We start from the raw sequence: 16,591 nt of genomic DNA on the forward strand, positions 1-16,591 counted from the left end.
TAGAATTTATTTGTGTCATGTTATTTTATGTTTAAAACCGATTCGATTTTAAATATATTGTAAAATTAGATGAAAAATATCCCTTGCAGCCGTGAAAAATGACATGAAAACTGTGGAAAATGATATTTCATGTTAAAATAGTGTTATGGATAGTATGGGAGCTTCTTTTATTCATGCTATTATGTCGTTAATTTTCCGAATCAGGGAATCGGTATTTCCAACCCCACATTTGCCCGTGAGTTTTTCATACCATTATTTCACTTTTTTTATTTTGGTGTATGGAACTTGCTTTAACCATTTTCTTGTGTGAGAATGGTTCTCATGCTTGTTTCATACCATTTTGTGTTTGAATGGTTTTTATTTGATCTTCTTTTCATTCGTTTCGGGATTCTGGCGGCAATCCCAGATAGGATACGACAAAGTTGATGATGTTCTCATATTCGCTTCAAATTCAGCCATGAACTTATCTGTATAAGCCGGAAGAGCTTTTGTTGCATCAATAACTTTACCGAATCCGCTTCCCCGATGTTCCATGAACTTCATACGTTGGAAAAGGTCGGCAATAATCGACTTTTAAGTTCTAACTAAATTCAACAAAAGCGCGCGATATCTGTTAGAATTATATCCATACAAGTGATACAACCAGTGACAACCTAAAAAACAAATGTGGATGAATGAAAACAAAGCTGACTACAGTTTTTTATATACAAAACAAGAAATGAAGGATTTAAATAAATATTCAAAAACAATCACACAAGACCCTACACAACCGGCAGCACAAGCCCAATTCTATGCATTGGGTTTAGCCGAAGAAGATTTAAGAAAAGCCCAGGTAGGCATTGTAAGTATGGGCTTCGACGGAAATCCCTGTAATATGCATCTCAACCATTTGGCCGCTGAAATAAAGAAAGGGGTGTGGGAAAATGATCTGGCAGGACTGATATTTCACACAATTGGGGTGAGTGATGGAATGAGCAATGGAACGGACGGTATGCGTTATTCGTTGGTAAGCCGGGAAGTGATAGCCGACTCGATAGAAACGGTTTGCGGAGCACAGTACTACGACGCTCTTATTGCTGTTCCGGGGTGTGACAAGAATATGCCGGGTTCATTAATAGCCATGGGGCGGTTGAACAGGCCTGCCCTTATGGTGTATGGAGGCACCATTGCTCCGGGACATTACAAAGGAGAGGATTTGAATATTGTATCGGCTTTTGAAGCATTGGGTGAAAAAATTGCCGGTAAACTCAATGAACACGATTTTAAAGAAATAGTAAGACGAAGTTGTCCCGGCCCGGGAGCTTGCGGTGGTATGTACACGGCAAACACCATGGCATCCGCCATAGAAGCGATGGGGATGAGTTTGCCGTACAGCAGCAGTAATCCGGCTGTAAGTGAAGAGAAGAAAAAAGAATGCCTGGAAGCAGGAAAGTATATCCGTTTACTATTGGAGAAAGACCTTAAACCGCGCGACATTATGACCCGAAAGGCATTTGAAAACGCGATTACGATTGTTATCCTCTTGGGTGGAAGCACCAATGCCGTTCTGCATCTTTTAGCTATGGCGCGAAGCGTAGGTGTTCCGCTGTCGCTGGATGATTTTCAGGCTTTCAGTGATAAAATACCCGTACTTGCCGATTTTAAGCCCAGTGGCAGGTACTTGATGGAAGATTTGCATAAAAAAGGTGGTATCCCGGCCGTGATGAAATATTTATTGCAAAAAGGATTGCTGCATGGCGACTGCCTGACTGTAACCGGTGAGACAATTGCAGAAAATCTGGCAGGAGTTCCCGACTTGGATTTTGAAACGCAGGATATAATAGCTCCACTCGAAAAACCACTTAAACCCACCGGGCATCTACAGATTTTATATGGCAATCTTGCCGAGAAGGGGAGTGTTGCCAAGATCAGCGGCAAGGAAGGTGAAAGATTTGAAGGCCCGGCACGGGTATTCGACGGAGAAAAAGATCTTATCGCGGGGATTGCCAACGGACGCGTAAAGGCGGGCGATGTTGTAGTCATCCAGAACGAAGGGCCGAAAGGCGCCCCCGGTATGCCTGAAATGCTGAAACCGACCTCAGCCATTATTGGTGCCGGTTTAGGCAAAACCGTTGCTTTAATCACCGACGGGCGTTTTAGCGGCGGCACCCACGGATTTGTTGTGGGTCACATTACACCTGAATCTTTCGAAGGAGGATTAATCGGTTTGGTTCACGACGATGATATTATCGAGATCGATACAGTAGAAAACGCCATCAATGTAAAAATCTCCGATGAAGAAATTGACAAACGCCGCGCAGCATGGAAGCAACCTGCTTTAAAAGTGACTAACGGCACGCTGTACAAGTATGCTAAACTGGTAAAAGATGCATCGCACGGTTGTGTAACGGACGAGTAGAAGTTCTTTTTAATTTCATATTCTCCGGCTATAGGTATATTTTTTCCGGTTAATAAAGTATTCCCTGCTATCACAGACGTGATGATGTTCTCATACTCGTTTCTGTTTATGCGGGCATTATAATGTCGTCATTGAACCCAATCTGTGCTTTTCTACCAACTTGTCCAACGCAACGGAGGTTTGTGCAGCCCTTTCGATTTCATACGAAGAACAGGAATCGTCGATAACAAAAGTTCTTTTAAATTCCCTGATTTTCTATCTGAATGGGCATCGATAGAGATTTTACTTTGTCTCATAAACATAATTAAATCGTCCTTCCGGAGCTACATCGCCATTGAGATACCAATCCATCGGGTCCTCCATTTGCATATTGTCAGACCATTTAAACTCGAAATTAAGTTTTCCCTGATGATCGGAAAGTATCTCCAGGGGAAAACTATACATTAGCCTGTTCCCTTCTGTTTTGACCATAGCATTGCTGATCGTTTTCCACCGGCCATCGGTATAGCGTTGCAAATTCTTCCCTTCGTTGATTCGAAAGTCATATCCCATCTATCCGGTAGTGCGATCTCTGTCACTGTTGATATAGAGTCTCATCCACTGTTCGTTACTGCCATTGATAATTGGGTTCATATGTTTATGTAATTATGCTGGTAACTAGCTAGTTAATTGACACTGCCAAATACATTTCTTACGGCTTCCAGATAACCGTATTCCCAGACGGTGTCAGGTTCCAGATAACTCCCCTCGGACCATTCGTTCCATGCATTGATGGTGATCATTTTCGGCTTAATATCATTCTGGTTGACATAATTTTTGGCTTTTATCAGGTATTTCTCAAATTTTTGAGGTGTCGAATTATTGATATATCCTGCTTTGAAAGGGAATCGGGGATTGGCGTCCCAACTTACCGTAACGTTAGGGAAGTAGGTCATGGAAAACTGATCTTTAAAACGATCCCACATACCGGTGGAAGCATCTCCCCATACCTCATAGTCGCCATCAGGGTTCTGAAGGTGTGCCCAACAGTAGTTAGTCAGACTTTTAAAACCGAAATAGCTCAATACATCATCCTGACTTCTGATCGGATCACCGGGGACCCCTTCAATGGTCGAGGGTAGCGCTTCCCACAAAATACTCTGTAAATGGAGTCCGGGAAAACCGGCTGCCACAGTTTTCTGCCTGAAATAATCGAGCGCCTCTCTTGTCTTTTCCGGTCCTCCCAGTCCATTTATCAGCGTATTCAACTCATAGATACAGAAAACCGGTTCCCCATCAATTTTTAAATAGGAGGGTTCTTTGAAATAGTTTGCAATCACCCGGTCCACTATGATGTCAAACTGTTCTCTGTCTACCTCTCCGTCCCAGTAAACAGAGTCTACACGGGGATTATTTACGTCCCAGTATGTTGTGGCATCATGATTGGCCCACATAAGATAGAAGTTCATCCTGTTGTTGTTTGCTTTAAGAAACCCTTCGTTGATACAACTTTCCAGAAAAGGTGCTTTTTCGAACCAATACCAGTCGAAAATAAATGTATTCACACCATATTCGAGCGCTGTGGATATTTTCAAATCCATATCTTTAGGATTTGCTTCATCGGGATATCCCCAGAGGGGAACTTTTGGTTGCTGATGTCCCTTCTCCTTGGGTACAGCATTGTAAATAATTTCCCATTCTCCTTGCTTTTCAGGAAAGAGAAACTCCACACGGGGTTCGTAATGGTATGCAGGCCAGTAAAAAGCCGCCACGGTGTATTCCGATTCCGGGGGACCATTCTCTTTAGACGTGTTTTTGCACGTTGGTAATCCAAAGATTACGCAAAATATTATTGTTCCGATAAAGAATGATTTTCTGAAGTTCATATATTGTAGTATTAAGTAAGTTATTCAAGGGACTATATTCAACTTTAATTTTCATGATTACTTATTGATTATTCCAGATCAGTTTGAGCCAGTTTTGACAATTTTGTAATATTTAGTCGTATGAGGTAAAGAGAAACAATTCATTAAATTTACCAAAAATAATGGTTGTATTTTTATTAAAACTACAAAAAATGATATATAGACTGTAATTTTTGTTTATTTCAAGGTGGGGCTACATCCTTTCTCCACCATTCATTACAGAGATAATCGGGTAGCTTTCTTGGTTGTCGTTAGATCACAACCAGCTTCTTCCAAGAATTATGCGGAGAAAATTCATTTAGAAATTATTCCCCCTGCTTTGATATTCCTTAGGTGTTGTTCCAAAATGTTTTTTGAACGATTTTGAAAAATACGAATATGAACGGAACCCTGTTTGCTCTGCCACTTCAATGAGTGAAGCCATATCGTTTAATATTTTTTCTGCTGCAGATTTTAATCGATAATTTTTCAAAAAATCATTCGGCGAAATATCCGTGAGTCCTTTTATTTTTCGATAAAAAACAGTTCGGCTAAATCCGAGTTCCCGTGCTATGTAGTCTATATTTAAATCGGGATCGGACAATTTATTTTCCAGCAAATGAGTTAACCTGTCCATAAACATCTGGTCATGCTTGTTTAAAGTTACCGGTAGAGGATCCCGGACTGTTTTTTGAGGTGTGGAAAAAAACTGTCGTAATATTTCTTTATTCTTTAATAGATTGTGGATAGTCAATAAAAGATAATCGGAATTAAATGGCTTGCAGATATACGCGTTCGCACCCTGCTCAAGCCCTTCTAACTGCTCGGGCATGGATGTTTTAGCGGTGAGTAATACAATGGGAATATGGCAGTATTCCGGGCTTTTTTTAACATGTGAACATAATTCATAACCCGAAAGCCCGGGCATGAGCACATCACTTAACAATAAATCAGGAGATTCACTTTGTACAAGCTCCCAGCCTTGGTCGCCGTCCGTAGCCTCTAATATGTGATACTTTTCGGAGAGCAAGTTCGATATAAAATCCATTAATTCTATATTATCTTCGACAATTAAAATGGAATAACGCTGCTTTTGATTTGTTCCGCTTCTTTCACTTTTTAGAATCGATGGTACTTTGGGCGTATTTACGGTGAAAGCATCCTTTTGTATTTCTACCTTCTCTTTTTCCGAATAAACATCTTTTGCAGGGATAATGAATGAAAACTCCATTCCTTTTTCTGGTTTGAGCCGGGCACATATTTTCCCCTTATGGCTCTCAACAAGCGTTTTGGTATAGTGCAGCCCAATGCCGCTTCCACTATAATCATGATTGAGCCCCGAAGAGCCATTAATCTGACGATATCGGATGAATAGCTCTTGGAGTTTATTTTCGGGAATTCCAGGCCCTGTATCGGAAACCGTAACCTCCATAAACAAGCTGCAATTGGTCTCCATGGTTTCACCATACTTTTGGATGATTTCATCTCTTTCCAGCATGCAGGTGAAGATCTCTATTGTTCCGTTCCCGGGGGTGTGCTTTATGGCATTGGAAAGTAAATTGTACAGTATTTTCTCAATTTTATCGGTGTCGATCCATATAGCCTTGCTGGAAATATGCGGATCGAATAATAGTTTTACCCCTTTTCTTTCCGCTAAATAAAGGAATGATTCGTAAATATTTTGAAGCTCCCGAATAATGTCTGCCTGTTGAACATTCAATAATAAAACCCCATTTTCAATTTTTATAAAATCCAGTAATTGATTTATCAACTGCAACATTCGTTGCACATTGCGATAAACAGTATCCAATAATTTTAAATTCTGATCTTCTAATTTCGCCGTTGTATAAAGTTTTTCCAAAGGAGCGGAGATGAGTGTCAAGGGGGTGCGGAACTCATGAGAGATATTGGTAAAAAAGTTGATTTTCATTTTTGAAACTTCCTTTTCCCGCATTCGTTCATTATGCTCCATTTCAATTAATTGTCTGTTTATTTTTGTGTTGAACCAGAACCGTAATACCACGACAATCATTGCCAAGAGCAAAACAGAATAACACAACCATGCTTGCCATGAGAACCATGGAGCTGGTCTCACAGTAATTTGCAAGCTCGCCGGGTAAACGCTTTCGATGCCATCGCCATTGATCGCGCTGACATAAAATATGTATTTTCCAGGGGGAATATTAGAATAAGTGGCTCTGCGAAAACCACCCACCTCATTCCATTGCTTGTCGAAACCCTCTAGCATGTATTTATAGGTAAGTTTAGCGGGAGCTGAAAAGTCTATTCCCGCATAATCTAATGAAATGGTCGTTTGCTTATGATTGAGGACAATCTCTGTAGTATGTGCGACGTTTTTGCTTAAGACCGATCCCTTCAATGCCGGTTGAACGCTTCGGTTAAATATTTTCAGGTCCTCGATATTGATCAAGGGTGGGTTATGATTGGGGACAATGGAGGACGGCTTGAAAAAAGTAAGCCCATGGTTACCGGCGAAAAATATTCGCCCGTCGGAACTCCTACATCCCGCCTTTTCATGGTATTGATCGCCCAAAGTACCGTCATTCTTAAAAAAATTAGAAATAATGATATCATCCTCCGTGATCTTAAGTCGTGATATCCCATGGGATGTGCTTATCCAAATATCCCGGTTTAAGTCTTCCTGAAAACAGAGTACATTATTGCTCGGTAATCCGTTCTCTTTAGAGAAACTTTTATACGCGCCATTGAGATACCAAACGGCTCCGTTTCCGTAGCTTCCCATCCAAATACGATATTGCGAGTCTTCAAACAAGGTCACGCTGGTACTTGTTACTAGGTTGATTTCATCCGGAAAATCAAGCAATTGAGGAACCGGATCCTCATTCCGGATCTTGAAAATCCCTTCCCCAAACGCGGTAAACAGTATATCGCCCGAATTCAGAATACAAATATCAGGAATATTGGATGAACATATCTTATCAATCTTTACTTGCTCATCCGTAATAGTCGTTTTGAATAATCCCTCCCAAGTGCCCAGCCATATATTTTTCCCTTGATCTTCTTTTACAACTCTTACATTTTCTATGTTCAGACGCTTGATAATGTTAATGTGCCCTTTTTGCGTTGCACGGGCTATTATTAATTGCGTTTCAAAAGCGATCCAGATCCGTTGTTCGGAGTCAATAAAAATCACCTCAAGAAATTCATTTTTATCCGGGAATAAATTCTGATTTTCAAATGTGATAAACCCTTCAGAGGGGTTGTACTTGTATAGTCCATCATAACGGGTCGCTATCCAAAAATGATTACTTTCATCCTCAATTACACGTGTAACAAACTTTCCCTTGAATTGATTACTTAATACATGATCAACGTTAAAACAATCCGACTGCTTGTTGCCTATTACAAACCCCTTATCGTATGTTCCTATCCATGCATTCCCCTGTTTATCAATGTAACAGGTGTGCAGTTGCGCGGAATAAAAGGGGTTAAAACGCGCGGGCATATTATGCTGCAATTTCTGAGATAAGAGATCATAGTAAAAGAAACCTTCTGTTGCAGTGCCGATTAACAGTTTTAGAGGCTCCACCTCCTTGATGAAGTTGATTTGTGTTCTGTTTAATTTCGTGTTTTCAGGTATTGTCGAAATTTCCGGATTTCTAAAAGTATGGGATGCCGGATCGAAAAGAACAATTCCCGCGTTTGTTCCTAACCACCATATACCTTGGGGATCGGAGTATATACAAGTTACGCTTCTATTTCCGGGCAAGGTATAATATTCCCAAGACATGTTATCCTTTTGAACAGCTAATCCTTGCCTTTCGTTTAATCCCATCCATAAACGATGGGTGTCGTCTTCCCAGAACAGATTCACGAACTGTGGTTCCCATGGGAAAGAGACTGTTTGTTTCTCGCTGTCAATCATACCCGGACCTAACGGCGTTGCCGCCCAGATTTGTCTGGTGTGGTCTTCAAAAAAGGAATACACGGGAGTAATGGTACCCGCGTAATGATTGAACTTGTTTGTCTCCAAATCGAAAGAACTTACGCCGTTAGCGGTACCTACCCAGAAATTCTGTGACGAGTCTATCAGCAGGGAAAATACAAAATCGTTCCCGAGAGACGTGTTGTCGGATGGGATATGTGAAAAATGCTGATATTCATATCCATTGTACCTGTTCAATCCGCCTAATGTGGCTATCCACATATATCCTAATGAGTCCTGAGCAAAAGCATTTACATCAAGGAACGATATGTCGGGCGAAAGGTTTGAATTCTGCATTGTTTGAACCGGATGCCCCTGAACCGACACACTGAAGATGTTCATGACGGATGAATAGAAAATTGTTGTTGCAATAAAAAGTATTTTTTTAAAACACATATTTCACCGATCAATTTAGTTCTCTTCATACGGTCAATGAAGTTTTCAAACGTTAAGGTACAAACTATTTTTTTCATGTAAGAATAGTTTGTACAATAAAAAAACAAGAATGACAAGAGTTGGTGAAAATAAACCAGTATGTACAAAAAAACGAACAGTTATTACAACGGTTGCTCTCCGGATAGAGGCTATATTTGCGGTGAAAGTTATTTAATTTTAAAAAATTATCAAGATTAATTGGATGAAAACAAAAAAATGTTGTTTTATCTTGTCTTTATTATTACTTACACTCCATCTCTCTGATTTAAACGGCAAGGAAAAGTTTCAGAATCTAAAAGTCACTGATCTAAAGTCGGAATATGAAACGAGTCCCTTAGGAATAGACCAGACTCCACAATTCAGTTGGCGTTTGGAATCCGGTCGACGGGGAGTTCTGCAGACGGCATACAGGATCCTTATATCTTCGTCTTTAGAGAACCTTCACTCTGATAACGGCGACATTTGGGATAGCGGGAAAGTAAATTCATCGGCGTCAGGCGGAATCTGCTATAACGGAGACGATTTAACCAGCAGACAACGTTACTATTGGAAAGTAAAAGTATGGCAGAATACAAATGCCGTGTCTGAATGGTCCGAGCCTTCCTCCTTTGAGATGGGTTTGTTGGATCAGGATGACTGGAAATCAAATTGGATCGGTTATGCTCCCGGTATGCCCGGCAGGGTTTTATACTTTAAAGGCACTTTTGTTCCGCCGAAACCAATCAAACAAGCCAGAGCATATATAGCTGGCCTGGGGTACTATGAATTGTTCATAAACCGTGAAAAGGTGGGTAACCACGTCCTTGATCCGGCTCAAAGCAATTATAGCAAAAGAGTATATTATGTGACTTACGATATCACCGATCATTTACTGCCCGAACCCAATAGTATTGTTATTCCCGTAGCACCCGGATGGTTGGGAACGGCAAGATTACGAATCCAAGTTGAAATAAACTATCAGGACAACACGACCGAGATACTTACGTCGGATAGGTTTCGCTCCGTAACCACTGGGCCCGTGATGTATTCAAGCATATTCGACGGCGAGCAGTACGATGCCCGGCTGGACATCCCGCAACTACACGAACCAGGGATTCCCCCGGGACTTATGAATGAACAATGGGCCTGGGCACATAATACCGATGATCCAGTGGGGGAGATGGTTGCACAAAAAATCGATCCCATAAAAATAGTGGACCAGATAACTCCTGTATTATTAAAGGAACCTTCGCCCGGAGTATATGTGTTTGATGCCGGCCGGAATCTTGCGGGATGGGCTTCAATTAAAGTGAAAGGACAAGCCGGCACCAAAATTACCCTCCGGTTCGCGGAAACATTGTATGAAAATGGCTTTGTTAACCAGGAGAATCTTAGGAATGCCAAAGCCGAAGACAGCTATATCCTTAGCGGAACAGGCGAAGAAACATGGGAGCCGTCTTTTACATACCACGGATTCAGATACATACAGGTGGAAGGGTTCCCCTATCCACCTCAGCCCGACGATATAATCGTCAAAGTGGTTCGTTCGGATGTAAAAAGAACAGGAACATTTCACTGTAGCAATCCCCTCCTGAATGATATCCATCGGATGGTAGTGAATACAGAAGCCAGTAACCTGCATAGCGTACCGACCGATTGCCCCCAGAGGGATGAACGTATGGGATGGCTCAATGACCTTACTGTTAGGATAGAACAGGCGATCTATAATTTCGATTTCTCGCGTTTCTATCCCAAGTTCATGGATGATATTCAGGACACCCAAGATAAAGAAGGAACTATTACGTGCGTTGCCCCGTTCTTATTTGGAGCCAGACCTGCTGACCCTGTATCCGCCAGTTACTTACTGTTGGCTCAGAAATGCTATGAGTTTTACGGGAATAAACGCATCCTTTCTGATCATTTTGAAGGAATGAAAGCTTGGGTTGATTATTTGTACTCGAGAACAAGAGATGGCATTGTTGACTACAGTTACTATGGTGATTGGTGCCCCCCGCGCGATTTCCTCATGGATCCAAATGGCTCGGGTGTTTCAAGAGATACTCCTGGGAAATTAATATCCACAGGCTATTTGTATTATTGTGCCCGTCTGTTGTCTGATATGGCGGAAGTAATAGATCGAAAAAATGATGCCATCAATTATGAACGATTATCCGGGGAGATATCCCTGGCATTTAATCGCGAATACTGGAATGAAGAAATAGGAGGATATGCATCTAACAATCAGGCAAGTAACTCCTTTGCCCTCTATATGGGTTTGGTGGATGAAAATAAAGCTCCTCGCGTTTTATCCAATTTGGTCAACGATGTAAAGAAGCATGACTATCACCTTACCACGGGAAACCTTTGCACTAAATATCTATTGGAAGTTTTAACGGAAAACGGATACGCGGAAGTCGCCTACAAAATAGCCACACAGACCACCTATCCAAGTTGGGGATTTATGTTGGCAAATGGAGCCACTACACTATGGGAGCGCTGGGAGTATCTCACAGGTGATGCCATGAACTCCCACAACCATCCAATGATGGGATCCGTTGGTTCATGGTTTTATAAATATATTTTAGGAATTGTTCCCGACTTTACTTACCCCGGCTTTGAACAATTCACCATCAAGCCATATATCATGAATGACTTAACATTTGTAGAAGGGGAGTTGGATACCGTTAAAGGCGCAATCAAAGTTTCGTATCGAAAACAAGGTGATCGCTTTGTCATGGACGCTACCATACCTGCCAATACGACTGCTTTGATGCATATTCCATCGCGGAACGCGAAGAGCGTTACTGAAAATGGGAAGAGTATATCTTCAATAAATGAAATTTCATTTTTGAAAGAAGAAAACGGGTATGTTATTCTAAAAGTTGGCTCGGGAAATTATCAATTTAAAAGCAGGATTTAATGAGAAAACTCGGTACATTTATTACTTGTTTGCTAATATTATTGAACTGCAATTACATGGGGTGTGCCCAGCCACGGCCGATATTACCTGTAGAGCATAGTGAGGAGGAAAACGAGAGCAATAAGGATAACGATGAGAAGGAAACTGTTGAAAGCACCCCAACCAGTAAGTACAACAGTTTCAATCTTGTTGGAATTGATCACTTCGGACGTAGTTTTGATGTAATTTCAGAGTTTAAAAAAGACAAGCAAGTCGGCATATTTTATTGGCCATGGATCGGACAGCCCTACGCGACGGGAATATATGATGCAACCAGGATTTTGGCACTGCCAAACGGTTTAAAACTTCTGACTGATTTTAATTATCATGATCCGGATATCAGCCCAAATGGACAAGCGCATTATTGGGGTGAACCTTTATGGGGATACTACAATTCGGAAGATGAGTGGGTAATTCGAAAACAGATGCAGATGTTGACCATGGCTGGTATTGATTTCATATTTTTTGACACTACCAACGCGGTCATCTATGCCAATGTGTTTTTGAAAGTATGCGCGGTTATAGACGAAATGCTAAAAGAGGGATGGGACGCGCCTAAAGTTGTGTTTTATACCCACTCGCTTTCATTCCAAACGGTTAGATCGCTGTACAAAGAACTGTATCAACCCAATCGGTTTCCCGACACATGGTATAGAGTCAACGGTAAACCATTGATTATCGCTTATACCAATCCGGAAGATGATTTAAGAGAGGCAGAATCTCGAAATGACACCAGTTATCAACCGGGAACCCTATCTGCTGAAATTCTGAATTTTTTCCATTTTATGAAGCCTCAATGGCCTTTTGATCCGGTTTACCCGGACGGATTTCCATGGGTAGAGTGGACGTTTCCGCAGCCTTTACATACACGGTCGGGAGTTATGAACGTAACCGTGGCGAGTCACCCCATGGTGCCGATGTCTTTTTCTTTAAGCCGGTCAAACTGGGTTAATTGGGGGCGTGGATGGGATCCATCAACACGGCAAAATATTTCCCTGGATGTAGATAAAGGAACATTTTTCCAATCACAATGGGATCATGCGATTGCCATTGATCCCCCTGTGATTTCTGTGGGTGGATGGAATGAATGGATCGCGTACAAACAACCCTATGATGGGGAATATATGTTATGTGATGCGGTAGATAAGGAGTATTCGCGAGATATTGAACCCATGACTGGTGGTTATCAAGACGCGTTCTATTTGCAGCTAATAGCAAATATTCGTCGTTACAAGGGTGTGAAGGATAAGCAACCCGCGCCAAATACACCTAAAAAAATTGATATATACGCCAGCTTATCACAGTGGAACAACGTGAAATATATTGCACGGAATACAGATCATAAGTTTATCGCGAGAGATGCTTTTGGCGGATCGAATTCGGTACGTTATACCCAAGCAGAACCAGTCAATAAGTTAATTGAAATCAGAGTTGTCCATGATCACGACCATATATACTTATACTTGAAAGGGAAAGACAATTTCAATGATTACAACGGAAATGATAATTGGATGAATATTTTCATAAGCACAGGTGACCCCTCATTAAAAGGTTGGGAAGGCTATGAATATGTTATAGGAAGAAACATCGAGGATAATGAAGTTTCTATAGAAAAATTGGAAAGTGGGTTTAAAACATCACCTGTCGCGAAGGGGGAGTTTACGAAAACCAATGATGCAATTCAACTATCTATTCCCCGTTCTGCTATCGGATTGGACAACAGCCTTGAGTTTTATTTCAAAGTAGCCATGGGAGTAACCAATTACACGGACATAATGGATTACTATAAGTCGGGGAGCGTAATGCCAATGGGGAGATTGAGCTATATGTATCACATAGATCGTTAATCAGTTTTAATGAGAGACTAGAGTAGTATTTTAATATTTATATTTTTATGATCATGAAAACAAAGATGTGTATGTTATGGGCTGTGTTAGCGTTGTTGTGTACTTTCACCCTCTCCGCTAAACAAAATCAGCAATTTACTGTCTCGGGTGTTGTTGTAGACAATCAGAACGAACCCTTACCCGGCGTAACTATTCAGGTAGAAGAATCAAGTCAAGGTACTGTTACAGATATCGATGGTAAATATAGTATCGTCGTGCCCGGTGATAATGCTATCTTGATTTTTTCTTTTATTGGTTATCAGCCCCAGGAAGTAACCGTTGGAAATCGTCGTGTCATTGATGTTGTTATGCAAGAGGCAGTCACTGAATTAGAGGAAATGGTTGTTATTGGCTATGGACAGCAGAAAAAAGAGAGTGTGGTTGCAGCATTATCGACTATATCTGCAGTTGGATTAAGGCAAACACCCGCGTCAAACCTCGGTATTGCATTGGCGGGTCGATTACCGGGCCTGACTGTATTGCAACGTTCCGGGGTTCCGGGAGGTGAAGCAATGGATTTTTATATCAGGGGAAGAAGCACCGTCAACGGACAGGAACCTTTGACATTGGTGGATGGAGTAGAAAGAGATTTTCAGGCACTCGATCCCCGGGAAGTAGAGACAATTACGGTGTTGAAAGACGCCTCTGCAACGGCGGTATATGGTGTACGAGGTGCAAATGGAGTCATTATTGTTACCACTCGTCGGGGTAAAGCAGGAAAACCCGTAATTGATGTCACGACCGAACAATCGTGGCAAACACCTACCCGCCTTCCCGAAATGGTTTCTTCCTATGACTATGCATTATTGAGAAATCAGGTGGAAGTTCAAAATAATCGACCACCTATCTATGACAATTATAGCTTAGAACGTTACCGGTTAGGGGATAATCCCGCGTTATATCCTGTACGGGACTTCGTGGGAGAATTCATTAGGGATTATTCACCCATGCAACGGGTAAACGTGAATGTAAGTGGTGGAACAGAAAAAATGCGTTACTTTACAACCGTGGGGTATCTGTTTCAAGAAGGAATCTTCAAAACCGAAAAATTCCCCGACTATGATTATGATCCTAAATCAAAAGCCAATAGGGTAAACTTCAGGTCAAATTTTGATATTGACTTAACCGAAGGACTAAAAATGTTCCTTAACGTCAGTGGGTATATGCAGAAAAAAAATGATCCGGTGGTCGTTCCAAATAATGCCGGGTACTTGAATGACGTGAATGCATACTCAGTTGTTATCGGTTCTCTGTTGCAAACACCGAGCAATTATCACAATGACGTTACCCCTGATGGAGAAGTGTTGACAAATTCCCTAAAAGGAGGAAATATCAATAATGTACCCTACGGTATGTTGAATAGAACGGGATTCCGAAATACACAAACCAATCAGGTAACTGCCACGTTGGGAGTAGAACAGAGTTTAGACTTTATCACTCAAGGTTTATCGGCCAGGGTAGTGGCTTCTTACGATGCATTTTCCAGTAATCAGCAAGTAAGGCAGCGGACTTTCCAACTTTACGAGGCTGTAAAAGATCCCGCGGCCCCCGATTCAGTTTCCTATCAGCCCACGGGAACAAACCCGAACAGCACTTTAACGGATGCTCAATACCAGACTTTTAACAACCTGTTTAACATAGACGCGTCGTTAAATTATGCACGGGCATTTGACAAACATGATGTTACAGGAATGATACTGTTAAACCGTTACCAACGGGTAGTTAATATCGAGTTGCCCTATAATTACATTGGACTGGTAGGTCGAGCCACGTATAGCTATGACAGACGTTACCTGGGTGAAGTGAATTTTGGATACAATGGATCGGAACAATTCGCTCCAGGACATAAGATGGGCTTTTTTCCCTCCTTTTCAGTGGGGTGGGTATTGTCTGAAGAGCATTTTATGAGAGATACCAATCATTGGCTTTCTTTTGCCAAACTCCGTGCTTCATACGGCCAAGTAGGGAACGACAATATGCGAGGAGCACGATTTGCCTTTCTTACCTTGTGGAGCGGAAGTCATGAATCGCAAATTGGCAATCATGAACTCGTGTGGGAAAAAGCCAACAAATACAACGTGGGGATTGAAACCAGATTTTTTAATGACTTTAGTCTTGAAGCCGACATATTTTATGAAAAACGCAATAATATTCTAATTCCGGCTACCGGATTAATTCCTACCGGATTATTCGGAACGGGTGGAGTACACGTTTCGGGAATTATCCCTCAAATTAATGCCGGCGTGATAGAAAATAAGGGATTTGAATTGACAGCTACCTATCAAAAATCCTTTACTCAGGAAACTCGCTTGGATATTAGAGCCAATGGTGCCTTTAACAGGAACAAAATCATTTATTTAAGTGAAGTCCTGCTGCCAGAGGATTACGCCTATCGTCTGCGAAGTACCGGATATCGACTTGGTCAAAATTTCGGGTATGAAACCGCCGGTTTTTTTAATACTGAACAGGATATATTAGACTGGTATGACCAATCGGGCGTGGGTGCCGCTCCTAAATTGGGTGATTTAAAATATAAAGACCAAAATGGCGATGGCATAATCGATGAAAAAGATATGGTCCCGATTGGGGATCCCGAGGTACCGGAATGGACGTTTGGCGCCGGACTCAACTTTCAGCACAAAAACTTCGATTTCAGCATGATGTGGCAAGGTGCTGCTGCAAGAAGTTATTTTCTGACAGGTCAAAAAATATGGGAAACGAATAACTTCAACGAATGGCATAAAGAGGCATGGAGCCAAGAACGGTACGACAGCGGACAAAAAATCACTTATCCCCGTTTAGAACCCGGCAGCAATGCCAGTAAATTGCAAGCTGATTTTTGGCAAGTAAATGGAAGCTATATCCGATTGAAAAACGTAGAACTAGGCTATTCATTTCCGTCCGGGATAGCTAAAATAATCGGGGCTTCGTCTATTCGCCTATATGTGAATGGCTTAAACCTGCTTACTTTTGATTACTACCCAGTGAAGTATCAAGACCCGGAGCAGAATAACGAGCTCTTGTATCCTGTATTCAAAACCTATAATATGGGATTAAATATTTCATTTTAGTTAACATTCATCT

General features: G+C 41.5%; 8 protein-coding genes and 1 pseudogene. 4 read left to right on the forward strand and 5 right to left on the reverse strand.

Translation table 11 applies throughout. The features are described 5' to 3' along the window. Window positions 1-357: 357 nt before the first annotated feature. Window positions 358-543 carry a hypothetical protein gene (locus Q0502_RS11650; protein ID WP_298650905.1) on the reverse strand — a complete coding sequence of 62 codons (186 nt, stop codon included), beginning with the start codon at window positions 541-543 and terminating at the stop codon, window positions 358-360. Between the two features lie 127 nt (window positions 544-670). Between Q0502_RS11650 and ilvD the strand changes: the two genes are divergently transcribed. Then, window positions 671-2,398: a dihydroxy-acid dehydratase gene (ilvD, locus tag Q0502_RS11655; RefSeq protein ID WP_298650907.1), complete on the forward strand. Its 1,728-nt coding sequence runs from the start codon at window positions 671-673 to the stop codon at window positions 2,396-2,398. A gap of 8 nt (window positions 2,399-2,406) precedes the next feature. On the opposite strand, the pseudogene Q0502_RS11660 reads toward ilvD, so the two are convergent. The 4 genes and pseudogenes from Q0502_RS11660 to Q0502_RS11675 all read right to left on the reverse strand — a co-directional run. Next, a pseudogene (locus Q0502_RS11660) lies at window positions 2,407-2,629 on the reverse strand (arabinose isomerase); the annotation flags it as partial. 51 nt (window positions 2,630-2,680) lie between these two features. Further along, window positions 2,681-2,950, reverse strand: a complete 270-nt coding sequence (locus Q0502_RS11665; protein WP_298650909.1) for a hypothetical protein — start codon at window positions 2,948-2,950, stop codon at window positions 2,681-2,683. 113 nt (window positions 2,951-3,063) lie between these two features. After that, the gene (locus Q0502_RS11670; RefSeq protein WP_298650910.1) at window positions 3,064-4,263 is read right to left on the reverse strand and encodes a glycoside hydrolase family 99-like domain-containing protein; all 1,200 of its coding nucleotides are present in this window, start codon (window positions 4,261-4,263) and stop codon (window positions 3,064-3,066) included. A 337-nt stretch (window positions 4,264-4,600) separates the two neighbouring features. Beyond that, window positions 4,601-8,545 carry a hybrid sensor histidine kinase/response regulator transcription factor gene (locus tag Q0502_RS11675; protein WP_298650912.1) on the reverse strand — a complete coding sequence of 1,315 codons (3,945 nt, stop codon included), beginning with the start codon at window positions 8,543-8,545 and terminating at the stop codon, window positions 4,601-4,603. Window positions 8,546-8,885: 340 nt separating this feature from the next. Here Q0502_RS11675 and Q0502_RS11680 point away from each other — a divergent pair, with 340 nt between their 5' ends. The 3 genes from Q0502_RS11680 to Q0502_RS11690 are packed head-to-tail and all read left to right on the forward strand — an operon-like array spanning window position 8,886 to window position 16,578. Beyond that, a complete protein-coding gene (locus Q0502_RS11680) occupies window positions 8,886-11,582 on the forward strand; it encodes an alpha-L-rhamnosidase (RefSeq protein ID WP_298650914.1) in 2,697 nt (898 codons plus the stop codon). A 41-nt stretch (window positions 11,583-11,623) separates the two neighbouring features. Further along, window positions 11,624-13,468, forward strand: coding sequence for a hypothetical protein (locus Q0502_RS11685; RefSeq protein WP_298650915.1), 1,845 nt, complete (start codon window positions 11,624-11,626; stop codon window positions 13,466-13,468). 53 nt (window positions 13,469-13,521) lie between these two features. After that, window positions 13,522-16,578 (forward strand): TonB-dependent receptor, encoded by a 3,057-nt coding sequence (locus Q0502_RS11690; RefSeq protein WP_298650917.1) that lies wholly within the window; start codon window positions 13,522-13,524, stop codon window positions 16,576-16,578. Window positions 16,579-16,591 lie beyond the last annotated feature (13 nt).

This window comes from uncultured Proteiniphilum sp. (assembly GCF_937873925.1).
In the GTDB taxonomy this organism is placed as follows: Bacteria; Bacteroidota; Bacteroidia; order Bacteroidales; family Dysgonomonadaceae; genus Proteiniphilum.

What these genes read in the sequence shown, in the direction of transcription:
- Q0502_RS11675 (WP_298650912.1), bottom strand. Translation starts at nt 8,545, where the DNA reads ATGCAGAATTCAAACCTTTCGCCCGACATATCGTTCCTTGATGTAAAT.
- Q0502_RS11665 (WP_298650909.1), bottom strand. Translation starts at nt 2,950, where the DNA reads ATGGGATATGACTTTCGAATCAACGAAGGGAAGAATTTGCAACGCTAT.
- Q0502_RS11650 (WP_298650905.1), bottom strand. Translation starts at nt 543, where the DNA reads ATGAAGTTCATGGAACATCGGGGAAGCGGATTCGGTAAAGTTATTGAT.
- Q0502_RS11670 (WP_298650910.1), bottom strand. Translation starts at nt 4,263, where the DNA reads ATGAACTTCAGAAAATCATTCTTTATCGGAACAATAATATTTTGCGTA.
- ilvD (WP_298650907.1), top strand. Translation starts at nt 671, where the DNA reads ATGAATGAAAACAAAGCTGACTACAGTTTTTTATATACAAAACAAGAA.
- Q0502_RS11680 (WP_298650914.1), top strand. Translation starts at nt 8,886, where the DNA reads ATGAAAACAAAAAAATGTTGTTTTATCTTGTCTTTATTATTACTTACA.
- Q0502_RS11690 (WP_298650917.1), top strand. Translation starts at nt 13,522, where the DNA reads ATGAAAACAAAGATGTGTATGTTATGGGCTGTGTTAGCGTTGTTGTGT.